Annotated in this window: 2 protein-coding genes; both read left to right on the forward strand. The window is 47.5% G+C overall.

What is annotated here, in order from left to right; all coding sequences use genetic code 11:
* The first annotated feature begins 2 nt into the window (after positions 1 to 2).
* On the forward strand, positions 3 to 9,875 hold the full coding sequence (locus N477_RS00760) for a non-ribosomal peptide synthetase (protein WP_063361292.1): 9,873 nt from the start codon (positions 3 to 5) through the stop codon (positions 9,873 to 9,875).
* A complete protein-coding gene (locus N477_RS00765) occupies positions 9,872 to 21,919 on the forward strand; it encodes a non-ribosomal peptide synthetase (protein WP_081216410.1) in 12,048 nt (4,015 codons plus the stop codon). The genes N477_RS00760 and N477_RS00765 overlap by 4 nt, the downstream gene beginning before the upstream one ends.
* The last annotated feature ends 49 nt before the right edge of the window (positions 21,920 to 21,968 follow it).

Genomic DNA, 21,968 nt, shown 5'->3' on the forward strand with positions numbered 1-21,968 from the left:
GAATGGAAAATTCAGCGATTGAAACTTTATTGGCCGAGTTAGATGGCCAAGGGATCTTTGTATATGTGCAAGATGGACGTTTAAAGCTCAGAAGTCGGCAAAGCGAGATACCGCCGCAAAAGTTAGCGCTGATAAGGGAGCATAAGCAAGCACTTATTGCATATATGCAGCGACATCATCAAAAGGTGGGTAAGCTGTCGCGCGCGCAGCAGCGTATTTGGTTTATCGAGCAGTACGAAACACAGCTCAATGCGTACAACATGGCAGGATTGTTACGCCTATCTAAAGCATATAGCGCGGCACAAATAGAAAGCGCATTAAATGCCGTGTTACAGCGTTATGATGTACTGCGTAGTCAATTCAAGCAGCAAGATGGTGAGGTTGTCCAGAGTGTTAATCGTGATGCAAAACTGACCTTACAAGTGCAATCTGTGGCATGCAGCATAGACTGTGAAGTAGCCGCGAAGAAGGTACAGGATGAGTTATCTTATCAATTTGATTTAGAGTCAGAGCTATTAGTAAGAGCGCGCTTGTTAGTGGCGCAGGAGCAAGGTCAATGGCTATATGTGTGTATGCACCATATTGTCGCCGATGGTTGGTCAATTCGACTGTTTACGCAGTCACTGATTGATGAATTAGCGGGACAAGCTGAAGCGCAAAAAACGCTTCAATATTTGGACTTTGTGCACTGGGAAAACAAATACCAGCAAAGCAGCGCGTATCAACAGCAGTTGAGTTACTGGCAGCAACAACTGGTAGATCTATCAGTTTTTGAGTTGCCGACCAGTGTGCCACGTGAAGCACACAAGCAATATCAAGGGGCCAACTTAGAGGCGTCTATTTCACAGCCTCAGGCACAGCGCTTTTCTGCATTGTGCCAACAGTTAGGTGTTACCCCATTTGCAGGCTTTTTAGGGGTATTTTATGTCCTTTTACATCGCTATGGGCAAGCTGAAGATATTACTGTAGGTGTGCCGGTTTTAAATCGCACTCAAGCTGAATTCGAGCAGGTGGTCGGCTGCTTTATTAATACGCTGCCGATGCGAGCACGATTGCATGCTCAGCAGTCGTTACAGCAAATTTTGACCCAAACTCACCAATTAGTAAAAGCCGGTCTTGAACACCAAAGTGTTGCGGTGGAAGAGATCATAGATGCATTGGATTTGGCCAAATCCACCGCGCATTCGGCGCTGTTCCAAATATTGTTTAACTACAATGGCATTGCACAGAGAGTCGTGCGTAATGATGAGCTCAGTGCTGAACTTTTTGATTTGGACAATCACACTGCCAAGTACGATCTGACCTTGAGTATCACAGATGATCATGATGGCGTACAGCTGAACCTAGATTATGCAAAGCAGCTGTTTGATGCCCGATTTGTAAAGCAATTGGCTGACGATTATGTAGCTTTGATTGATATGGCCTGTCGCTCTACAGAGCAAGTTATCGGTCAAATTTCACTGCCTTCGTCGCTACCAATATTGGGAGCTGCACAGCCGAGTGCTGCACCAGTGAGTGTCATTGAGGGACTTTATCACAGCGCTCAGCGCCATCCAGAGCGTACAGCGTTGATCCAGGAAAACGCAGAGAGTGGGCAAGCCCCTTCGGTGATGAGCTATGATGCGTTAATCACGCAATTAGAAGGCGTGGCTCTGCGCCTATATGCACTGCATCAGCCTCCATCATCACCGATCACGTTATTAGTTCAGCGTGATATTCAAAGCTTAATTTGGATGCTTGGGGCGATGCGTGCGGGTATCGCGTATTTGCCTATCGATGCAGCGACGCCAGCAGAGCGTATCTTGGAAATCATGTCACAAGCGGGCAGTCAGCGTGTGTTATGTGCGAGTGAGCACTTGGCGCAGATAGAAAAGCTGCAAGAGGATGGTATAGATGTGCTCGATATAAGCCGTCTATATGCGCAAAGTGTACAGCAAAGCTTGCCCAATATGCCATTAGGTGAAGACATTGCTTATGTGATGTTTACCTCTGGCAGTACAGGTAAACCAAAAGGTGCGGTGATATCGCACCATGCGCTGGCAAGGTATGTCGCGGGCGTATCTGAGCGTGTGACATTCACTCAAGAGACACGTTCGGCGATCGTCACTGGGCTTGCGACTGATTTAGGGCTTACAGGGATATTTCCAGTGCTAATGGGGGCTGGCTCTGTACTGCTATGCGATAGCACGGAACCTGAATTGCTGGTGAAAACATGTCATCAGCACGACGTAAATCTGATAAAGCTCACTCCTTCTTTTGCACAGGTGTTATTGCCTTGGTTGCAGCAATCCACTTTACATGTCGAGCAGTGGATACTCGGTGGTGAGGCGCTTAGTTTGACCTTAGTGCAGCAGCTTCGAAACTTAAACGCTGATGCACGACTGTTTAATCACTATGGGCCAACTGAGGCGTGTATCGGAGTGTGCACCTTTGAGATCCCAACTGAGCATGATTTGGAGTCCATCCCCATCGGTGCGCCATTTAATCATATTAGATTCGCGATATTAGATGCGCAGCAACAACCCGTGTGTGCGGGGGTACCCGGAGAGCTTTACATTGGCGGTGAGAGTCTTGCAAATGGCTATATTAATGCCGCAAAAGTGACTGACGAAGCCTTTGTATCACTTAAAGTCGGTGATGGCGATTCAGCCCGTTATTATCGTACAGGCGACCAAGTTAAGTGTAATTTTGACGGTCAAGTCGAGTTTTTAGGCAGACTGGATAAGCAACTTAAAATCAATGGCTTTAGAGTTGATATTGCTGAAGTTGAAAGCAAGCTACAAGCGCTGGAGCAAGTGCAAGAAGTCGCGGTGATCTGCCGCCAAGTTGCACAGCAAAACATGCTGGTGGGCTACTTTGTACCAGATGGAAAACGCACTGAACGGACGCAGTGTGAATCTGTAATTCGACAGCAGTTAAAGCAGCAATTACCTGCGCACATGATCCCCGCATATTTGATCAAACAAGCCTCACTGCCCAAGCTGAATAATGGAAAAATAGACCGCAGGGCACTTGAATCGCTGAGCATAGAAATATCAGATGCAACGCGTGCACCGCAAACGGCACTTCATCATCAGCTCTTGGATATGTTTGCGACTTTAACAGGCTGTTCAGGGATTGGCATTGATCATAGCTTTTTTGCTATTGGCGGACACTCATTATTGGCCATGCGTCTACTCAATGAGGTTAAGGTGCAATGTGGCGTATCTCTGAATTTAAAGCATATTTTTGCGAACCCCTGCATAGCGGAATTGGCATTGTGTATAGAGTCTCAGGATGCGCAGATTGAACAGCTTCCTGTGAGGTCAATTGCAAAGCAGGATAGCTACCCGCTGTCTTTTGCTCAGCAGCGAATTTGGTTTATAGACCAGATGCAAGGGCACAGTGAGCAATATCATTTGCAAGGTGCGTATTACATAACGGGTAAGTTGGATTGTGAGCGCTTAGATCGAGCATTTTGTTCTGTGGTCCAAGCTCACCCCATGCTGCGTTTTACCTTCCATCAAGATACGCAGGGTACGGCTTATCAAAAAGACAATGCGGACAAGGTTTTTGCCCTGAATTACGATGATTTATCAGCGTATGAAGGCAGTCATCAACAGCGTCTTATTGATGATATTGTGACGGCGGATACCAAGCGTGGTTTTGATTTAAGCACAGATCTGATGCTCCGAGCCACACTTGTAAAATGCACTCAAACCAGTCATATGCTGCTTATCACCATGCATCACATTATTTCAGATGGGTGGTCAATTGCAGTCTTAGCCGATGCATTAAGTCGTGCGTATCAAGCGAGTGAGCAGCAAAATTATGCCATTGAAGCACCGCAGTTTACCTATTTAGACTTCATCGATTGGCAGCGCAGAGTATCTGACACTGAAAATTGGCAAGTAAGCCTAGACTACTGGCGTGAAGCGCTGGCAGAGATACCGCAAGTACATATGTTGCCCACAGACAGAGCTAGATCCAATGAAGCGGTTAAAGGCGGGGAGCTTGCTTGCTTTGAGCTGCCGAACTCGCTTAGAGGTGCGATGCATGTATTTTGCCAGCATCATGGATGCACGCGCTTTCAAGTGCTAAAAACGGCGTTTAGTATGTGGATGAGCCGTGCACAGCAGCAACGAGATATCGTGATTGCCACGCCGGTATCAGGGCGCGAAATGCAGGCTTTTGAGCCCGTCATTGGTAACTTTATTAATACCTTGGTCTTGAGAGATAAATTTACCACAGGTACACAGTTTAACGAGGCTTTACAGGACAGTCAGGCGCAGTTTTTGGCAGCACAAGCCCATCAAGTGGTGCCATTTGATGTGTTGGTAGAGGCACTTGACGTGCCACGTAACTTGGCGATACACCCGTTGGCACAGATCGTATTTAGGGTGAATACCGAAGTCAACGAAACTCTACAGCTTCAAGATTTAGAGGTGCAACTGATACCGCAAACTGCACGCAGTGCCAAGCTTGATCTGGAAGTATGTGTCATCGATGATGCCAAGACATGTTGCATTGAATGGCTCTTTGATACTGCACTTTGGGATCCGCAGAGTATGGCAGACTTTCATGCGCAATATCTGTGGGTATTGGAGCAATGCCTCGATAACCCAGATATAGCCTTGTCTCAGTTAACCCTGTGGCGTCCCGCTGTTTCGCAGGCTTTTATTCGTGCAAGTCAGTCAATCGAAGTGGTTAATTCGGAGGTGACTTCATGGGCGATGCAATTTAGCCAAGTTGCACACAAGCACCCCCAGCGAACGGCGTTGAGTTTTGCAGCGCAAAGCTGGTGCTATGAAGAGGTTGATCGCATTACGAATCAGCTGGCGCATTGCTTGCTGGAGATGGCTTTCGAACCACAAACGCGTATTGCGCTATTGTTGCCAGAAGGGCCGCTGACCGTGATTGCCATGTTAGGGGTGCTAAAAGCAGAGCATGTTTATGTGCCTTTGCACCATGACACACCAGTAAAAACACTCGAGCATGTCATCTCAGATGCGGACGTGATGTTGACACTGGCATTCAGTGAGAGCGCGGACAAACTGATAGAAGCTGGCAGTGACTTTTTACTGCTAGATGATGCATTGAGCGAAGAGTCAATGCTGTCTTCATACCCTGATACAGCAGCAGACATTAATGACTTGCCTGCTTGTGAGTTACCACTGGCAGCAAGAGATTGTTATATCATTTATACCTCAGGTTCAACGGGGCAACCTAAAGGGGTGCCCATTAATCACAGTAATTTGCAAGGCTATCTTCACCATGCCATGAGCAGTTATATGATGCTAGAGCTACAGCACAGTGTGATGAGCACGCCTGCGGCATTTGATGCCACAGTAACGGCGATTGTGCCGACATTAATGAGCGGGGGCTCACTGACTATTTTGCCGCAGGGTGTGGCGCTCATCCCTGAATTAATTGATAAGCTGTGGGCAAAACAAGCCGCATTATTTAAATTAACCCCCGCCCATTTACGTGCGGTTTTATCTCTGACGGACGACAAGCCAATTTGTGAAACCATGCACCGATTAATTGTTGGTGGAGAAGCGCTTCAGTCTGATCTGGTGGTTAAATTCAGAGAGAAGTTGCCTAACTGTCACATCGTGAATGAGTATGGCCCGACTGAAAGTACTGTGGGTGTCAGTGTGTTTGATATTCCGACAACCATGTCACAGGCGGAACTGGCAGCTGCGCCAGATATACCCATTGGCTCTGCGATTGAGGGAGCCACCTTGCTCGTTGTCGATGAATTTGACCAACCAGTAGCACGAAATATGGCCGGTGAGCTTTTGATTGCGGGTAGTATGGTGAGCCAAGGGTATGTTAATCAAGCAGAGTTAACAGCGAAAAAGTTCACATTGCGAACCATCACAGCAAACCATATGCAGTCTGTTTATCGCTCTGGTGATGTGGTGAAATGGCAACTCGACGCGCACGGTGCACCTAAATACCTTCGTTACTTGGGGCGTACAGATGAGCAAGTTAAACTGCGTGGTTACCGTATTGATTTAGACGCTATATCGCAATTTATTTTGGCGATACAGGGCATTGTTGATTGCGCGCTGACAGTAGATGACAATGCGCAAACTCTGATAGCACATGTGCTATGGCAAACTGAGTCTAAATTGTCTGCGCGTCAATTGCGCCAGCAACTATCTGAGGTGTTGCCAAGCTATATGATCCCCGCGGCATTTCATACTGTGGCTGTAATGCCTTTAACTGCCAACGGCAAAGTGGATAAAGCGGCCTTAATCGCAGATTATGAAACAACAAAGCAAGATACTGCGCAAAGCAATGTGGTCGCTCAGCATACTCAATTGACCGAACAGCAAAAAACGCTGATGGGGTTGTATCAGGCGATATTGCCAACAGCGAGTATTGGCCTAGAGGACAGCTTTTTTGAGCTAGGTGGCCACTCTTTATTGGCGATCAAGCTTATCAGCCAAATTCGTCAACAAATGCAAGTTGATATTACTCTACCACAATTATTTAAAACCCCGAGTGTGCAGGCCTTGGCTGATGCACTACCGAGCTTTGAGCGGTTAGCGACAGGCGATGAAATCCCAGTGGTTGCGCGCACTCACTCGTTACCGCTGTCGTTCTCCCAGCAGCGTTTGTGGCTCATAGACCAGTTACAAAATGGCAGCAGCCAATATCATATGCCTGCCAGTTTTGTCTTTACGGGAGAGCTTGACCTTTTTGCATTTAATGCTGCACTCGAAAGCATTATTACACGACACGAAGTGCTGCGAAGCATCATATTGCCTGGGGCAAGTAATGAGTCACCTGAACAGCTGATCAAAGATCAGGTAGAAGTGCCGCTGATCTATGAAGATATTTCGATGTTAGATGAAAGCGACAAGTGTCATAGAGAAGCTCAGCTGAAGGCGCAGTTTTGTCAAAAAGCCTTCGATTTGAGTCAAGATGTGATGCTGCGCGTTACTGTGATAAAACGTGAAACGCAGTGCTATTGGGTGCATTTCAATATGCATCACATTGCCAGTGATGGTTGGTCAATGGCCATTTTAGTCAAAGAATTTATCGCATTTTATCGCCATCATAAAGGTGAAGCAGATTACCAACTCCCGGATGTGCTGAGTCAGCCATTGGCGGTGCAATATGCGGACTTTGCACATTGGCAAAGGGCACATTTCACACCAGACAAGCAGCAAGTTGCAATTGATTACTGGCGCCAGCAACTTGCTGGCAGCCCGCCAATTCATCAATTACCATTGGATTTTGCACGGCCCAAAGTGCAAGCGTTGGCAGCGAAGCAATTCAAAGTGAAACTCAATGAGGCGACCACCGCTGCCATCAAAAACCAGTGTCAGACTGAGTCTGTGACCTTATTTATGTGGTTACACAGTGCGTTTTCGCTGTTGATGATGCGCATGAGTGGTGTTGATGATGTCGCGATTGGCTCGCCAGTTGCGGGGCGAACTCAAAAACAACTTAATGAGTTAATTGGCTTTTTTGTAAATACTGTGGTGATCCGAGCTCAGGCTGAGAAGCACCTCACGTTTAATCAGTATCTTGCTCAGCAAAAAGCCGTGATTTTAGATGCGTTTAAACATCAATCGCTGCCATTTGAGCAGGTGGTTGAAGCCTTGAGTCCTGAACGCAGCTTAAGCCACCAGCCACTATTTCAGATTTTATTTGCGCTCCAAAACAATGAAGTTGTTGATATTGCCTTACCTGATTTGCACATTGAAGAGACGCCCTTAGAGTCACTTAACCTTAAGTTTGATTTAGAGGTCAATGCCATAGAGCAGGGGGCGGAAATTGAATTAGAGTGGCGCTTTAGCAGCGCGTTGTTTAAACAAAGCACCATAGCGGCCATGGCAGAAGCGTTCAATGTTTTGATTGATGCCGCTTTAAACGGTCCGGATTGGCCGATTAGTCGCTTGGCAATGCTATCCCCTGAGCAGCAACGAATACTAACTAAAGCTGCAGGCCATATCTGTGAGCATGATACGCCTGTGTGTTTACATGAGCGTTTTGAAAACGTGGTGTACATGCACAAGGATAAAGTGGCAGTCACTGATGCCGAGGGGCGCTCGTTGAGTTATGAAGCGCTGTGGCAACGAGCAGGATCTCTGGCAAGTCACTTATTGGCAAATGGGGTAAATGCTGATGATAAGTTGGCGGTGTGCTTATCGCCGAGTGCGGATATGGTGGTTGCATTACTTGCGGTATTACGTGCTGGGTGTGCCTATGTACCAATTGACCCTAAATTGCCCGCCGCACGCATTCAATATATTTTGCAAGACAGTGGGGCTGCGGGTGTGATCAGCAGTGATGATTTGATACGCGGACTGGCAAATTTATCAGACTCGATTGCGCAGTCGCCGCTGACTTTGTTTTCAATCAACGACTCAGCCAATTGGCCAGCATCGTGCGATCAAGGTGCACTGCCTAAACCCCATGTTGATGCCTTGGCCTATGTTATCTACACCTCGGGGACGACGGGTCAGCCCAAGGGCGTGCAAATCAGCCACCAGAACTTACACCATTATGTGTCATTTGCCATTAGAGAGTATACCAACAGCACCCTTTCATGCGCGATAGTAAGCACCCCCGTTGCGTTCGATGCCACAGTCACCACCTTGTGGGGCGGCTTGCTGGCAGGGTTAGGTATCGAACTCATCGATGACAATGACACCTTGTTAGCTGAACTAGCTAAGCGCTTGTTTAGTCATGAATCCTACATGTTAAAAGTAACCCCAGCACACCTTAAAGGCGCATTGGAAGTGGCTAACCAGTTGTCTTTGACCCGCCAATTTAGCGGGCGGCATTGTGTGGTTATCGGCGGAGAAGCGTTGTCATGTCAGTTGCTAAAAGCACTGGATGTGTTTTTACCGAATACTCAGTGGGTCAATGAATATGGACCAACTGAGGCGACAGTCGGCACCAGTATTTACCGCTGTGACAGTCAAACGATTGAGCAGCTTATTGCAAGTGGTCAGTATGATGTGCCAATTGGTCAAGCGATGCCATACAGTCATTGTGTGGTGCTAGATGAGCTCCAGCAATTTGTGCCAAATGGCGTATTGGGAGAGCTGTATGTGTCTGGCGACGCCATCAGCGGTGGCTATTTAGGCAAGTCGGAACTGACCGGTGAGAAATTTATCACCCTGTCATTACAGTCAACAGCGCAAGCGGTACGTTTTTATCGCACCGGTGATAAAGCAAAGTGGCAATTCGATGAAGCGTCAAATGCCATGCAATTAAGGTTTGCCGGGCGTATTGACCAGCAAGTGAAATTGCGTGGTTATCGTATCGAATTGGATGAAATTGCACACTATTTAGTGCAGCAAGCAGAGATTAAAGAAGCTCAGGTGATGTTGAACGATAAGGGAGACAATATTGAGGCATTTGTTGTGCTCGAAAATGACGGCCAAACAGTGCCATTGCCCCAGTTAGTCGATGAGATACGTGGCATCCAATATTGTGAGCAGCTTGCATTACAGTTACCAACTTATATGTTGCCGCATCGCTTTATTCAAGTGACGCATTTGCCTTTGACCAATAATGGCAAGCTAGATACTCATTCCTTGAAAAGCTGGGCACATCAGTGTCAAAGCAAGACTGAGGTGGTTGTGCCAAGCTCTGAGCTCGAAAAAGCGCTGCATCAAATTTTTGCTACTGTGCTGGCTGTAGATGAGTTTGGGATCACAGATAACTTCTTTACTCTGGGCGGGCACTCTTTACTGGCAATTCAATGTGCTGGATTAATTCAAGAGCAGTTGAATATAGCTGTGCCGATGCGGGTATTGTTTGAGCGACCCACTATAACTGCATTGGTGAAGTGGATCCGGATCCACACTGCTTATGAACAAGCGCAGCTTAGTGATAGTGATTCATCAGAGGAGATGTTCCTGTGATAACGAGTCAGACACTAGAACTTGAATCGCTGATTGCTGAGGCGCTAGATGCAGGCGTCACGTTATACGAAAAAGACGGCCGCTTGGCATTTCGTCAAAAAGATGCTTTTCCTGAAGCACTTAAAAGCAAGGTCATCGCCAATAAAGCAGACTTAGTAAGCTATTTTCAACAACAGCGAACCCACACAGTGGCAGCGCACGATGGGGCTATTCGTCCGATAGCGCGTAACGAACAGCTCCCGCTGAGTTTTGCACAAGAGAGTTTATGGTTTATTGAGCAGCTGCATGGTGGCCAGCAGTATTACATGCCAGCCTCGTTTCGTTTAACTGGAGAGCTTGATGTTGATGCCTTGAAATATGCCATTGGACAAGTGATTGAGCGTCATGAAAGTTTGCGCTGCCAGTTTCTTGCTGGGGATGAGTCAAACGGTAAGCCCTATGCGCGTATCATGCGAAACTTTGAAACACCGTTTCAGTGGCTTGATGTCAGTCAGTTATCAAATGATGAGAAAGCCGAGCAAATCGACAGCCATATTAAGCATTTTTGCACACAAGAATTTAACCTTGAAAGCGGCTGTTTAATCCGTGTTTTAGTGCTGTCTGATACGCATCAGCACCGGTTACTTTTTAATATGCACCATATCGTCTCAGATGGTGCATCTATGACGAATTTAGTGGACGAAGTGGCGATCATTTATAACGCCGCAACGGGTTGCAAATCACAGGTACAATTACCGACTTTAGCGCTACAGTACGTTGACTATGCTGCGTGGCAGCGAGCACAACTGTGTGACGAGCACTTTGCGGCCCATCTGGCGTATTTTAAATCGCAATTAGCGGGCCTGGATCCGCTGCAATCATTGCCGAGTGATAGGCCAAGAATGGCCGTGCAAACAGAACAGGGCGCGCGCTATGTGCAATCCCTGTCTCGTGATCTCACTAAGCGCATAGTTTCTTTATCTTCTGCGCAGCAGAGCTCACTTTTTATGTGGCTAAGTAGCAGTGTCATGCTGTTTATTGCACGTTTGAACCAGCAATCTCGGGCAGTAATTGGCACACCAGTACTTGGGCGTGATAACCCGCAGCTAGAACACTTGATTGGTTTGTTCGTAAACACTTTAGTGATGCATGCCGAAGTCGATGAACTGCTTTCTTGTGAGCAATGGTTTGCAGCGCAAAAAGCGCGTAATTTAGCTGCGCTGGAATATCGAGCATTGCCTTTTGATAAATTGGTTGAACACTTAGGCCAGACGCGAGATTTAAGCCATCATCCTGTAGTACAAATCTTATTTTCATTAACCCAACCGGATGAGCAAACTCTGACGTTAAATGGGCTTGAGGTGGAAGAGTGTAAAGTATTAGATGCACAGAGCGTTGCGGTTAAGTGTGATCTAGAACTACATGCTCAGTTTGATGGTGAGGCTTTGGTGGTTCACTGGAAGTATGACAGTGATCTTTACCACAGGGAAACGATTCAAAATTGGGCAAGCAGCTTTGCCGTGATGATCGAGGGCATAGTCAATCACCCGACTATGGCAGTGGGGGATGTGCCCTTATTGGATGAGTCACATGCCAATCAACTGCTATCTCAGCCGCAGTGCCAAGCGAGTTGGCCAGAGCAACACAGCATCGTTTCGTTATTAGAACAGCAGGTCATCAATGTTGGCTCGCGCACTGCGGTGACCGATGGCACATCTTCGCTTACATACACCGAGCTTGGAGTGCGCATTGATGCCCTTGCTTGCGCGTTAATTGCTGAAGGCGTCAAACCTCAGCAGTTGGTACCTGTGAGCATGACGCGCAGCACCGACATGGTGGTTGCATTGCTGGCGATTCTAAAAGTGGGTGGTGCTTATGTCCCTATTGACCCAAGTTACCCACAAGAGCGAATTGAATACATTTTAGCGGATATCAACAGTGATTTGTTGGTGTGTGATGAGCAAAGTGCAGCCTTGTTTTCTCAGCTTGCAGTGCGGTGCATTGTCGCAGATAGAGCGATTGACGCGCACAGTGGTCGTCAATTTGTTGCGCCAAAGATACAGCCGGATCACCTTGCCTATGTGATCTATACCTCAGGTACCACAGGCAAGCCCAAAGGGGTGCAAATAGAGCATCGCCATGTCGTGCGTTTGCTGTTCACTGAGCCGAGCCTATTTGATTTTAATGAGCAAGATGTATGGAGTCTATTTCACTCATTTTGCTTTGATTTTTCGGTCTGGGAAATGTACGGCGCACTCTTGTTTGGCGGTAAGCTCGTGGTGGTTGATAGTCACACGGCAAAAGATACCGAGTCGTTTGCTAAGCTATTACTTCGCGAAGGCGTGACAGTATTAAACCAAACGCCCAGTGCGTTTTATGTGCTGCAAAGCTGTATGCAGCGGCTGGTGGAAGAAACCCATCAGCACCCAGCCATTCGATATGTTATTTTTGGTGGCGAAGCGCTGCAACCGAGCAAAATAAAACCTTGGCGCAAGCTGGTACCGGCATGTCAGTTAATCAACATGTATGGGATCACAGAAACCACGGTGCATGTCACCTTTAAGCGCCTCAGCGATGACGACCTCGCCCTTGGTCAAAGCAACATAGGTAAACCCATCCACACCACATCTAGTTATGTGTTAGACAGCCATCAGCGCCTACTGCCGCAAGGTACCATTGGCGAGTTATATGTTGGCGGTGAAGGTGTCGCACGGGGCTATTGGCAACGCCCTGAGCTAAATCAGCAGCGTTTTGTTGAACTACATCTAGCAAAAACGCACAGTGAACGACTATATCGTTCAGGAGATTTAGTGCGACTGCTGCCGGGTGGAGAAATGACTTACATCGGTCGTATTGACGACCAAGTTAAAGTGCGTGGATACCGTATTGAGTTGGGTGAAATAGAAAATCAGCTCAGGATGCACCCTTGGGTTGATGAAGCGGTAGTGATACTCAACCAGCATCCAGTTAAAGGCGCTTACATCGCGGCATTTATTACCGAAGGTGATGATGCGGCATTTACTGATTTAAGTGCCCAGCTAAACACCTTTTTAAAAGCCACTTTACCTGACTTTATGCTGCCAAGTTTTGCACGCTCTGTGTCTAAGATGCCACTGACAGTGAATGGCAAGGTAGATAAAAAAGCGTTGTTATCTTTAATTGAAATAGATAACGATAAAGCACCTTTTGAAGCGCCCACCACCTCTGTTGAAATACAAGTCGCGGATGCGTTCAAGTCTGTATTGCAATGCCCCCATGAAGTTGGCTTGCAGGATGACTTTTTTACTCTGGGCGGGCATTCATTGCTTGCAGTAGAGCTGTGTTATTACTTAAAAGCACACTTTGGCTTAGATGCTGTGCTTTTTGAGCTATTCCAATATTCCAGTGTTAAAGCGCTGGCGCAGCGGCTGGCTGATAAAGCCTCAGTAAGTGAGGCGTCGGTAGTTCCAGCATTACAGTGTACACAGCAAACACAGGGCCCTGTTTCGTTTGCTCAGCAGCGGTTGTGGGCGTTAGATAACATTCAAAGCGCTGAGCAAGCTGTCGCTGTTTATCACGTTCCCATGTCATTTTTACTTAAAGGGGAATTGAATGTAAGTGCTTTTGAAGCCGCATGGCAGCAGGTAATTGAGCGCCACGCTATTTTAAGAACTGTGATATATACAGAACAATCTGGCGCACCGCAGCAGCGCGTTCTCCCCCATTTCACTGTGCCTTTACGGGTGGTGGATGTCTCTGATAAGTCTGCTCAGCAGAATGACCTTGCTTGGCGCAAACTACAGCGCGATGATGACCAGCAGGCATTCGACCTTGAGCGAGACTTAATGCTCAGAGTGCACTTGCTGAAGTTATCACAAAGAGCGTTTAAGCTACGTATCACTGTGCATCATATTGCCTGTGATGCGCACTCTTTACGGCTTATCGTTGATGACCTGGTTGCGGCATATCAGCATGCGTGCGATGGCACTAAAGCTGACGTGGGCTGTGAGGCTGCGGAACAATTGACCTATCTTGATTATGCAATATGGCAGCAAGCACAGTTGCAAGGCGCGACACATCAGGCATTTTGGCAAGGCTATTTGGCAGGGGCACCTCAGGTCCATGAGCTGGCTTTGGATGGGATGCGGAGCAACAAATCTCAGCAACTCGGTGCAACATACATAAGCCATTTTGACAGCGCTTTGTCTGAACACATTACTTTGCAATGTCAGCGTTTAGGGATGAGCCATTTTATGTGGCTACACACGTTATTTTCTGTGTGTATTGCCCGTTGCAGTCAAGTATCTGATGTGGTGGTAGGTTCACCATTTTCTGGGCGTCACCATGCTCAGCTCAAAGACATTGTTGGCTTTTTTGTTAATGTACTCCCCATCCGCGTGCAGTTTACACCAGAGATGACGCTCGAATCGTTATTGGCTGCGCAAAAAGCGCAGATCTTAGCTGTACATGAGCATCAAGCGATGCCTTTTGAGCAAATATCAGCGCTCTGTGAGCCGCGAACAGACCTGAGCCATCACAGCTTATTTCAAATCAGCTTTGCGTTTGACCCAAAAGAGCACACTGAGTTGACATTAGGCGACATACAAGTCACTGCATTGGATGAGCCTAATAGTCAGGCAAAGTTTGAGCTCGACCTAACTTGTAGTGAGCAGTCTGATGGCATACGGCTCAATTGGGTTTATGACAAAACCCTATTTTCTCATCATGCAATCGCGGGATTGGCTGACGCGTTTGAGGCCATGGTGAAAGCTGCGGTGACAAACCTAGATCAGCGGGTAACTGAACTGCCATTAGTAAAAACTGCAACATGGCAAAAACAGATATTATGTGGTGAGCAACACGCGCTGTACTCGCCGAGCGTACTGCAGCCTATTTGGGCTCATCAGAATACCGAGTCTGCCAATCGAACGGCACTTGTAGACATAGATGGCACATGCATGACTTATGGCGAGCTGCTATCAGCTGCCGAACAGCTTGCTGTGTATTTAACTGAACAAGGGCTACAAAATGACGACCGAGTTATGGTCTGCCTACCAGCTGGGAGTCGGTGGATCACTGCACTGCTTGCGGTGATGCGAGTTGGCGCATGTTATGTGCCAGTTGACCCCAGCTATCCACAGTCTCGGATCCACTTTATTGCCAAAGATAGTGGTTGTAAGTTTGTACTGACAAACTCTTTGGGTTTTGATTTGTTTGATTATGAGGAAGCGAGCTCGACTCAACTGATTGATGTTGAAGCCCTTGATGTGACGTCTGCTCAAAGGAGGGCGTTGCCGTCGCTGCCTGCAAATTCCGCGCAGCTCGCTTATGTGATCTACACCTCCGGCACCACAGGTCAACCAAAAGGGGTGATGAATACCCATCAAGGGTTAATGAACTTGTGCCAGTGGCATCAGCGCGCCTTTGCTGTAGATAGCCACTCTGTAGCGACACAGACTGCCAGTGTGGCATTTGATGCCGCGGCATGGGAAGTGTGGCCTTATTTGGTGGCGGGTGCGCAATTGGTATTTTTACCAAAAACCATCTTTAGTGATGCACGGCTTTTGACGCAAGCAATGCACACGCACCAAGTGACCCATAGCTTTTTAGCCACACCGGTTGCGCAGGCGGTTTTAGCTGACAGCGAGTTTAACCCGCAGTCATTGCGTTACTTGTTGGTCGGTGGTGATAAGCTTGCGCCAGTGGATACTTCAGAACATACATTTGCACTCATTAATAATTATGGGCCGACGGAAAGCGCCGTGGTTGCCAGCTCAGGTCTCGTTGACTCGAGTGTAACAACGCCAGATATTGGCCTGCCTATTGATAATACTCAGCTACTCATTTTAAACGCGCAGCAACAATTGCAACCCATCGGTGCGATCGGCGAGCTTTGCATTGCAGGCGCCAGTTTGGCAAATGGATACTTGGGGCGCACAGCGCTTACCACTGAGCGCTTTATCAATTGGCGTGCGCCCACAGGCGAAGCAATGCGGGTATATCGCACAGGGGATTTGGTCAGACAGCTTGCAAATGGGCGTTTAGCTTACATTGGTCGTAATGATGACCAAATCAAACTGCGCGGTTATCGCATTGAGCTGGATGAAATTGAGAGTCAACTGCGTGTCCTACCTGAAGTAGAGCAAGCAATTGTATTGCTGTGTGATTCAGGTGAGGCGGGCGCCTGTTTAGTGGCCTTTATTTGCCAAACTGCTGCTTTGGATGAGCAAACACTTTCTAAGCAGTTAGAAGTACAACTTTGTGATGCTCTGCCAGCGCATATGCTACCCAGTAAGTATGTATTGCTGACTGAGATGCCGCTGACGCCCCATGGCAAGGTGGATAAGCCAGCGCTGCACATGCAAGTAAAGCACAAGGTTAGCGTGCCGAGGGTCAGTTCTGCAGATACCGAAGAAGGGCTGACAGAGTCGAGTCGTGCGTTATTACAGGTTTATCGTACGTTATTGAAACGGCCTGATTTACAGCCTGATGATGACTTTTTTGCCATGGGCGGGGATTCAATTTTAAGTATACAAATTGCTACTCGGGCGCGGGCATTGGGCTTTGATTTAGCCGTCTCTGATGTGTTGACTTATTCAAGCGTCGCGCAGTTAAGTACACATATCGCGCAGGCCTCTCTCAACACAGATAGCGCTTCGAGCAATCAAGTGACTTATATGCCAAGTCGTGGAAAAGCCAGTCTATTACCCACACAGCACTGGTTTTTTGAGCAGCAATTTGCATTGCCCACGCACTGGAACCAAGCGGTGATGTTGGGGCTAGATAAGAATGTCTCAGCAGGGCAATTAGAAGCAGCCGTTACAGCACTTATCGCACGACATGATAGTTTAAGGTTGACGGTAGCTGAAAACAACACACTGCATTTTGTTGATGGGCTTTATGCATCTGCCATTGTCCATACGTGTGACCTGAGCGCGTCAGATGGCTGGCAGGATGCGTGGCAAAATACCTGTCAGCAAGGGCAGCGGAGTTTGCAATTTAATGGCTCGCCTTTAGTGCGTTTTATCATGGCTAATACGGGCAAGCAAAATGATAAAAACCGCTTGTGTATCATTGCTCACCACCTGATCATCGATGGGGTATCTTGGCGCCTTGTATTGGAAGACTTATTTCATGCCCTGCAAATGAGTGTTACGGATGACGCGATCTCTTTAATACCACCTAAAGTCAGTATTCAACAAGTGTCGCAGGCGCTGCGAGATCATGCCGAACATCATGCCAATATGGATGATTGGTTACCTGCAGTACAAGCCGCCAGTAAGCAAACATATTTTGACATACATGAACAAAAAACCACGCAGGCGAAAGTTCACAGCCTGCAATTAAAACTCACCACATCGCAGACGCAAGCCTTACTGACAGTTGCCAATAATGCTTATGGCACGCAAATTCAAACCTTATTGTTGGCCGCAGTGCATCTGACATTGTTTAAGTTAACTGATGCGCAATCTCATGTGTTGATGATGGAAGGGCATGGTCGAGAGGCATTACAGGGGCAAGTAGATGGCAGCGAGATTCTGGGGTGGATGACCGCCATGTATCCACTGCATCTTTTTGTAAATGCGACGACAGTGGGAGACATGATCTGCGCGGCCAAAGAGGCACTGGCTGCGGTGCAAGACAAAGCCAGTGATTACGGTACGCTGCGTTATTTGCATTCAGATTCAAAGGTGAGAGAGGCATTGGCGATAGACACCAGCAAATTGGTGTTTTTTAACTACCTTGGTCAACTTGATAGCGTGATCCACAGTGAGGGTCCACTTAGTGATGTGAATGAGTCCTGTGGGGACTTGATAGCACCAGACAATCATTGTTTTTACGCGATGCAGCTTACATCTTCGATTCAAGCTGAGTGCTTGCGCATGCACTGTGACTTTGATGCAAAGCAGGCCTCTTACGCCACGGCTGAGGTATTTGTCGCTCAATTACAAAGCGCGATAGATGAAGTACTTACTCACTGCTCACAGCAAACAAGGCGTCATTACACGCAAAGTGATTTTAAGTTACTCCCCACCTGTTCTAATCGAGGGCTCGCTCAGCTAATCGCCCAATACCCTGAGCAGGCTGTCGCAGACATCTACCCGCTCAGTCCATTGCAGCAAGGGATGTGGTTTCAAACTCAGTTAGCAGATGCAAAAAGCCAACCAGCGCGCCCTTACCTTGAGCAATGTTGCTTTACGTTTGCTGGCGACTTTGATTGCGAGGCGTTTATCTATGCGTGGCAGCAAGTCATCAAGCAGCACAGTATTTTGCGCAGCGCGTTTACAACGCTTGACGGCCAGCCAGTGCAGGTGGTGCTAGAGCATGCAGAAGTTCCTGTTGAGTTGGTGGATGGTCAAGGGCAGGAGGAGCAAGGGGGCTGTTTTGAACAGTTAGCTCAACAAGCGTATCAGCAAGGTATAGTGCTGAACCAAGCGCCCTGTATGCGATTGCAACTGGTGTTAATGTCTGAGCAGCGCGTTGGCTTTATCTGGACCTATCATCATATGATCATGGATGGCTGGTCATTACCTGTTTTATTCAGTGAGCTGCTGCGCTTTTATGCTGCGCGCACCGATGGTCAAGTTGCGGGGGGACACTCAGATAACTTTGCAGAGTATATTGCGTATACACAACAGCGTGATCGCGCTGAAGAAGCTGCGTTTTGGCAAGCATATCTTAGCGATATCGACTCACCGACTTTGATCAGTGACTGTCTCAAAACCACTATCAATGAGCCTTTACATTATCAGGAGTATCATCAGGTACTGAGCGAAGCACAGTGCCAAGGGGTAGCTCAAACAGCCTCGGAACTTGGGCTAACTGCTAATCAACTTATCCAAGCTGTCTTCGCTTACTGGTTGAGTGTTTGTTTGGGTCGCAGTGAGGTGATGTTTGGTCAAACGGTTGCGGGGCGCCCGACTGCACTGAGTAATATGGCCAGCCGTGTTGGTCCTTACATTAACACCCAAGCTGTGTATACCCAGATTGATATGCAGATGTGTGTCACCGACTATTTGCAGGGATTTAAAGCTAATGTGACTGCACTGAGTCAATTTCCGCATAGCAGCTTAAGCGATGTGCAAACGTGGAGCCAGATAGACAATCAGCAGGATTTGTTTGATGTGTTGTATGTGTTTGAGAACTATCCAACAGATCCTTTGTCCCAAGGGCCGAGCCTGCCGTTTGAAATCATCAGCAGTGACTATCAAGATCAGACCCACTATCCGCTCTCCATTGTCGTGGGGGGAGATAAGCAATTGTCTTTGACTCTGTGTTATCAAACCAGTGTACTAAGCGAAGCACACAGCCAGCATTTTGTCGCAATGTTAGCCCAGTTGCTCAAACAAGTCTGTGAGCAACCGACACAACAGCTATGCGCACTGTCACACACCTTAAATGGGCAAATTGAGACTGAATTTACCCGCTTTGAATTAGTCGATAAGGCACATATTTTAGACGAGCCTGCGTCACAGGCTGAGACACTCGCAGATGCATTTATGCAAACAGCGTTTGAACACAGCAGTGAAACCGCATTGGTCTATTTTGATAACGGGGATATCAGCCCCAGTGCATGTTTAAGTTATGCAGAGCTGGACGGGCAGAGTAATCGACTCGCCCACTGGCTGGTGGAGCAGGCGGGACACAGTGACTCGCAGCCGATTGTTGGAATTGCTATTGAGCCAGGACCTGATCTTATCATTGCCGTTTTGGCGGTATTAAAAGCGGGGGCGGCGTATGTGCCGATGACATCGGCACTGCCGCTGCAAAGAAAACAGCTGATAGTGGCATCGTGCCAAGCCGCATTAGTATTAACGGATAGCGCGATTTGGCAAGATCAGGATGCACCATGCCCCACTTATCAAATTGATGACGTGAATGCGCAACTAGATTGCTATTCAGGCGACGCTTTAAAATCAGCAGGTTTAGGGTCTGAACTGGGCTATGTGATTTATACCTCAGGCACCACAGGCGTGCCAAAAGGGGTGATGGTGGAGCAGCGCAGTATCCTTAATTATGTGCGCAGCTTGTCAGCGCAATATGAGATAAATAGCACTGATAACTGCCTGCAATTTGCTAGTTTTAGCTTTGATGTATTTGCCGAAGAGGTGTTTTGCGCCTTGCTTAGTGGCGCGACTTTAGTGATGGCTGAGCCGTCTCAGCTGCTCGATACTGCAAGGCTCAGTGAGTTAACGCACAATGCGGATATTAGCTTAATGAGTTTGCCCACAGCATATTGGCACCAACTGTGTGTTGCGCCTCAAACTTTTGGCTCATCGTTGCGATTGATCACCATAGGGGGTGAGCAAATGCAGCTTGCGGCACTCAAATCATGGCAAAAAAATCAAGCTACTCAGATACGATTGATCAACGCTTACGGGCCAACTGAGACCACTATTTCAGCTACCTTGCAAGAGGTGACGAATTGGCAAGACGAAGACATTGCCATAGGTCGCCCTGTAAACGGATTGCAATTACATGTTTTAGATGCACAGCTTAGGCCGCTTCCTCAGTATGTTGCTGGTGAGCTGTACATTAGCGGTATCGGCCTTGCGAGGGGCTATTTAGGAGATACGAAAAAAACCGCTGAGGCATTTGTCATTGACCCTCATACCGGTTTGAGACTTTATAAAACCGGTGACTTGGTGAAGGTGAATGCACGCAACGAAGTTGTCTTTTTAGGTCGCCGGGATGGTCAAGTGAAGGTACGGGGCTATCGTATTGAACTTGCAGATATTGAAAGTCAGTTGATGGCTATTGAAGGCATTGGCAATTGCGCGGTCGTGGTGCGCCAAGATAGCAGTGGCAATGAGCAGTTGGTGGCGTTTTTTGAATCGGCACGTCTACAGGTGGATACATCAGCGCTGCGCGAGAGACTCAGCACTAAGTTACCAAGTTATATGGTCCCGCAACTTATTACCTCAATCGATGCATTGCCGCATACCAGTAGCGGTAAGCTAGACCGCAAAACATTAGTTGCCCGTGCAAAAGGGTTGAGTTTGCAAACTCATGCTAAAGCAAAACCGCAAAGTCGCCTTGAGATTGGCATTGCAGCGCGATTTTCTAAGCTGCTTAAAGTTGGCCATGTCGGGCTAGACGATGACTTTTTTGTGCTCGGTGGTCACTCCTTGTTGGTCATGCAGTTGGTGGCCGAGATCCAATCTCAATTAACAATCACAGTGCCTTTAGCTGCCGTGATGCAACATAGCACAGTACGGTCGTTGGCGACTTTTATTGATACTCAGTGTGCCAAGCAGTCTCAGCAGCATACATCACCGACAAGCGTGATGTGTTTACAGCAAGGGGAAGTGGGCTATACGCCTATAGTGCTGATAGCGGGTGCGGGTGGCTTGCTCATCTCATTTGTGCAGCTGGTGGATAAACTTGACGCACGCATTCCTGTTTATGGTCTGCAACCAGATTTAATAGCCGATAAACCTGATGTGATAGGCGATATTCATCAGACAGCGAAACATTATCTGCAAGCACTGGAGGGCGATTTTGGACACGTCCATATCGTGACACATTCATTTGGTGCATTCATTGGCTATGAGCTGTGTCTTCTTTCGCAGCACAGTGAATTGACGTGTACCTCGTTGACCATTTTAGACACTCCGCTGCCCAGTCAGTCCAACGCATCTGTTGATGCGCTGCAAATTGACAAGTTTGTGTTACATGACTTATGTGAATTTTTCGGGCTTTCGCCGCGACAAAATGAAATTGAGCACTATAGTCAAATGGCTGGAATGGCAAAGTTTGCGCTTTTGTCAGATTGGCTCTCACACATTGACGTACATATGTCAGCACAGCAATTGGCAACATTTTATCAAGTATATAAGGCTCAGTTGCTGTCAAATGTGGTGATTGATACGCCGCTGTTGGATGTGAAAGTCAACATCATCAAAGCGGCAGACACCAAAGAATTTGAGGGGCGAGCAGTGAAATTAGACATGGGCTGGCAGCGTGTGGTGGCGAACCTTACTGCACTGGAAGTAGTAGGAGACCATCTATCAATTTTACAAAATAATGCGGACATGCAAGCGCTTGTTACGCAGATAGAAAAGCACTACATACTGCATAGTTAAATGTAAATATTATGTTGTAATTTTATCTTACCTAGTTAAGGATGGGAAT

It is taken from the genome of Pseudoalteromonas luteoviolacea H33-S (assembly GCF_001625695.1).
GTDB classification, from domain to species: domain Bacteria; phylum Pseudomonadota; class Gammaproteobacteria; order Enterobacterales; family Alteromonadaceae; genus Pseudoalteromonas; species Pseudoalteromonas luteoviolacea_B.

Excerpts from the sequence above, each read along its gene's own strand:
- N477_RS00760 (WP_063361292.1), top strand. The coding sequence starts at position 3 with ATGGAAAATTCAGCGATTGAAACTTTATTGGCCGAGTTAGATGGCCAA.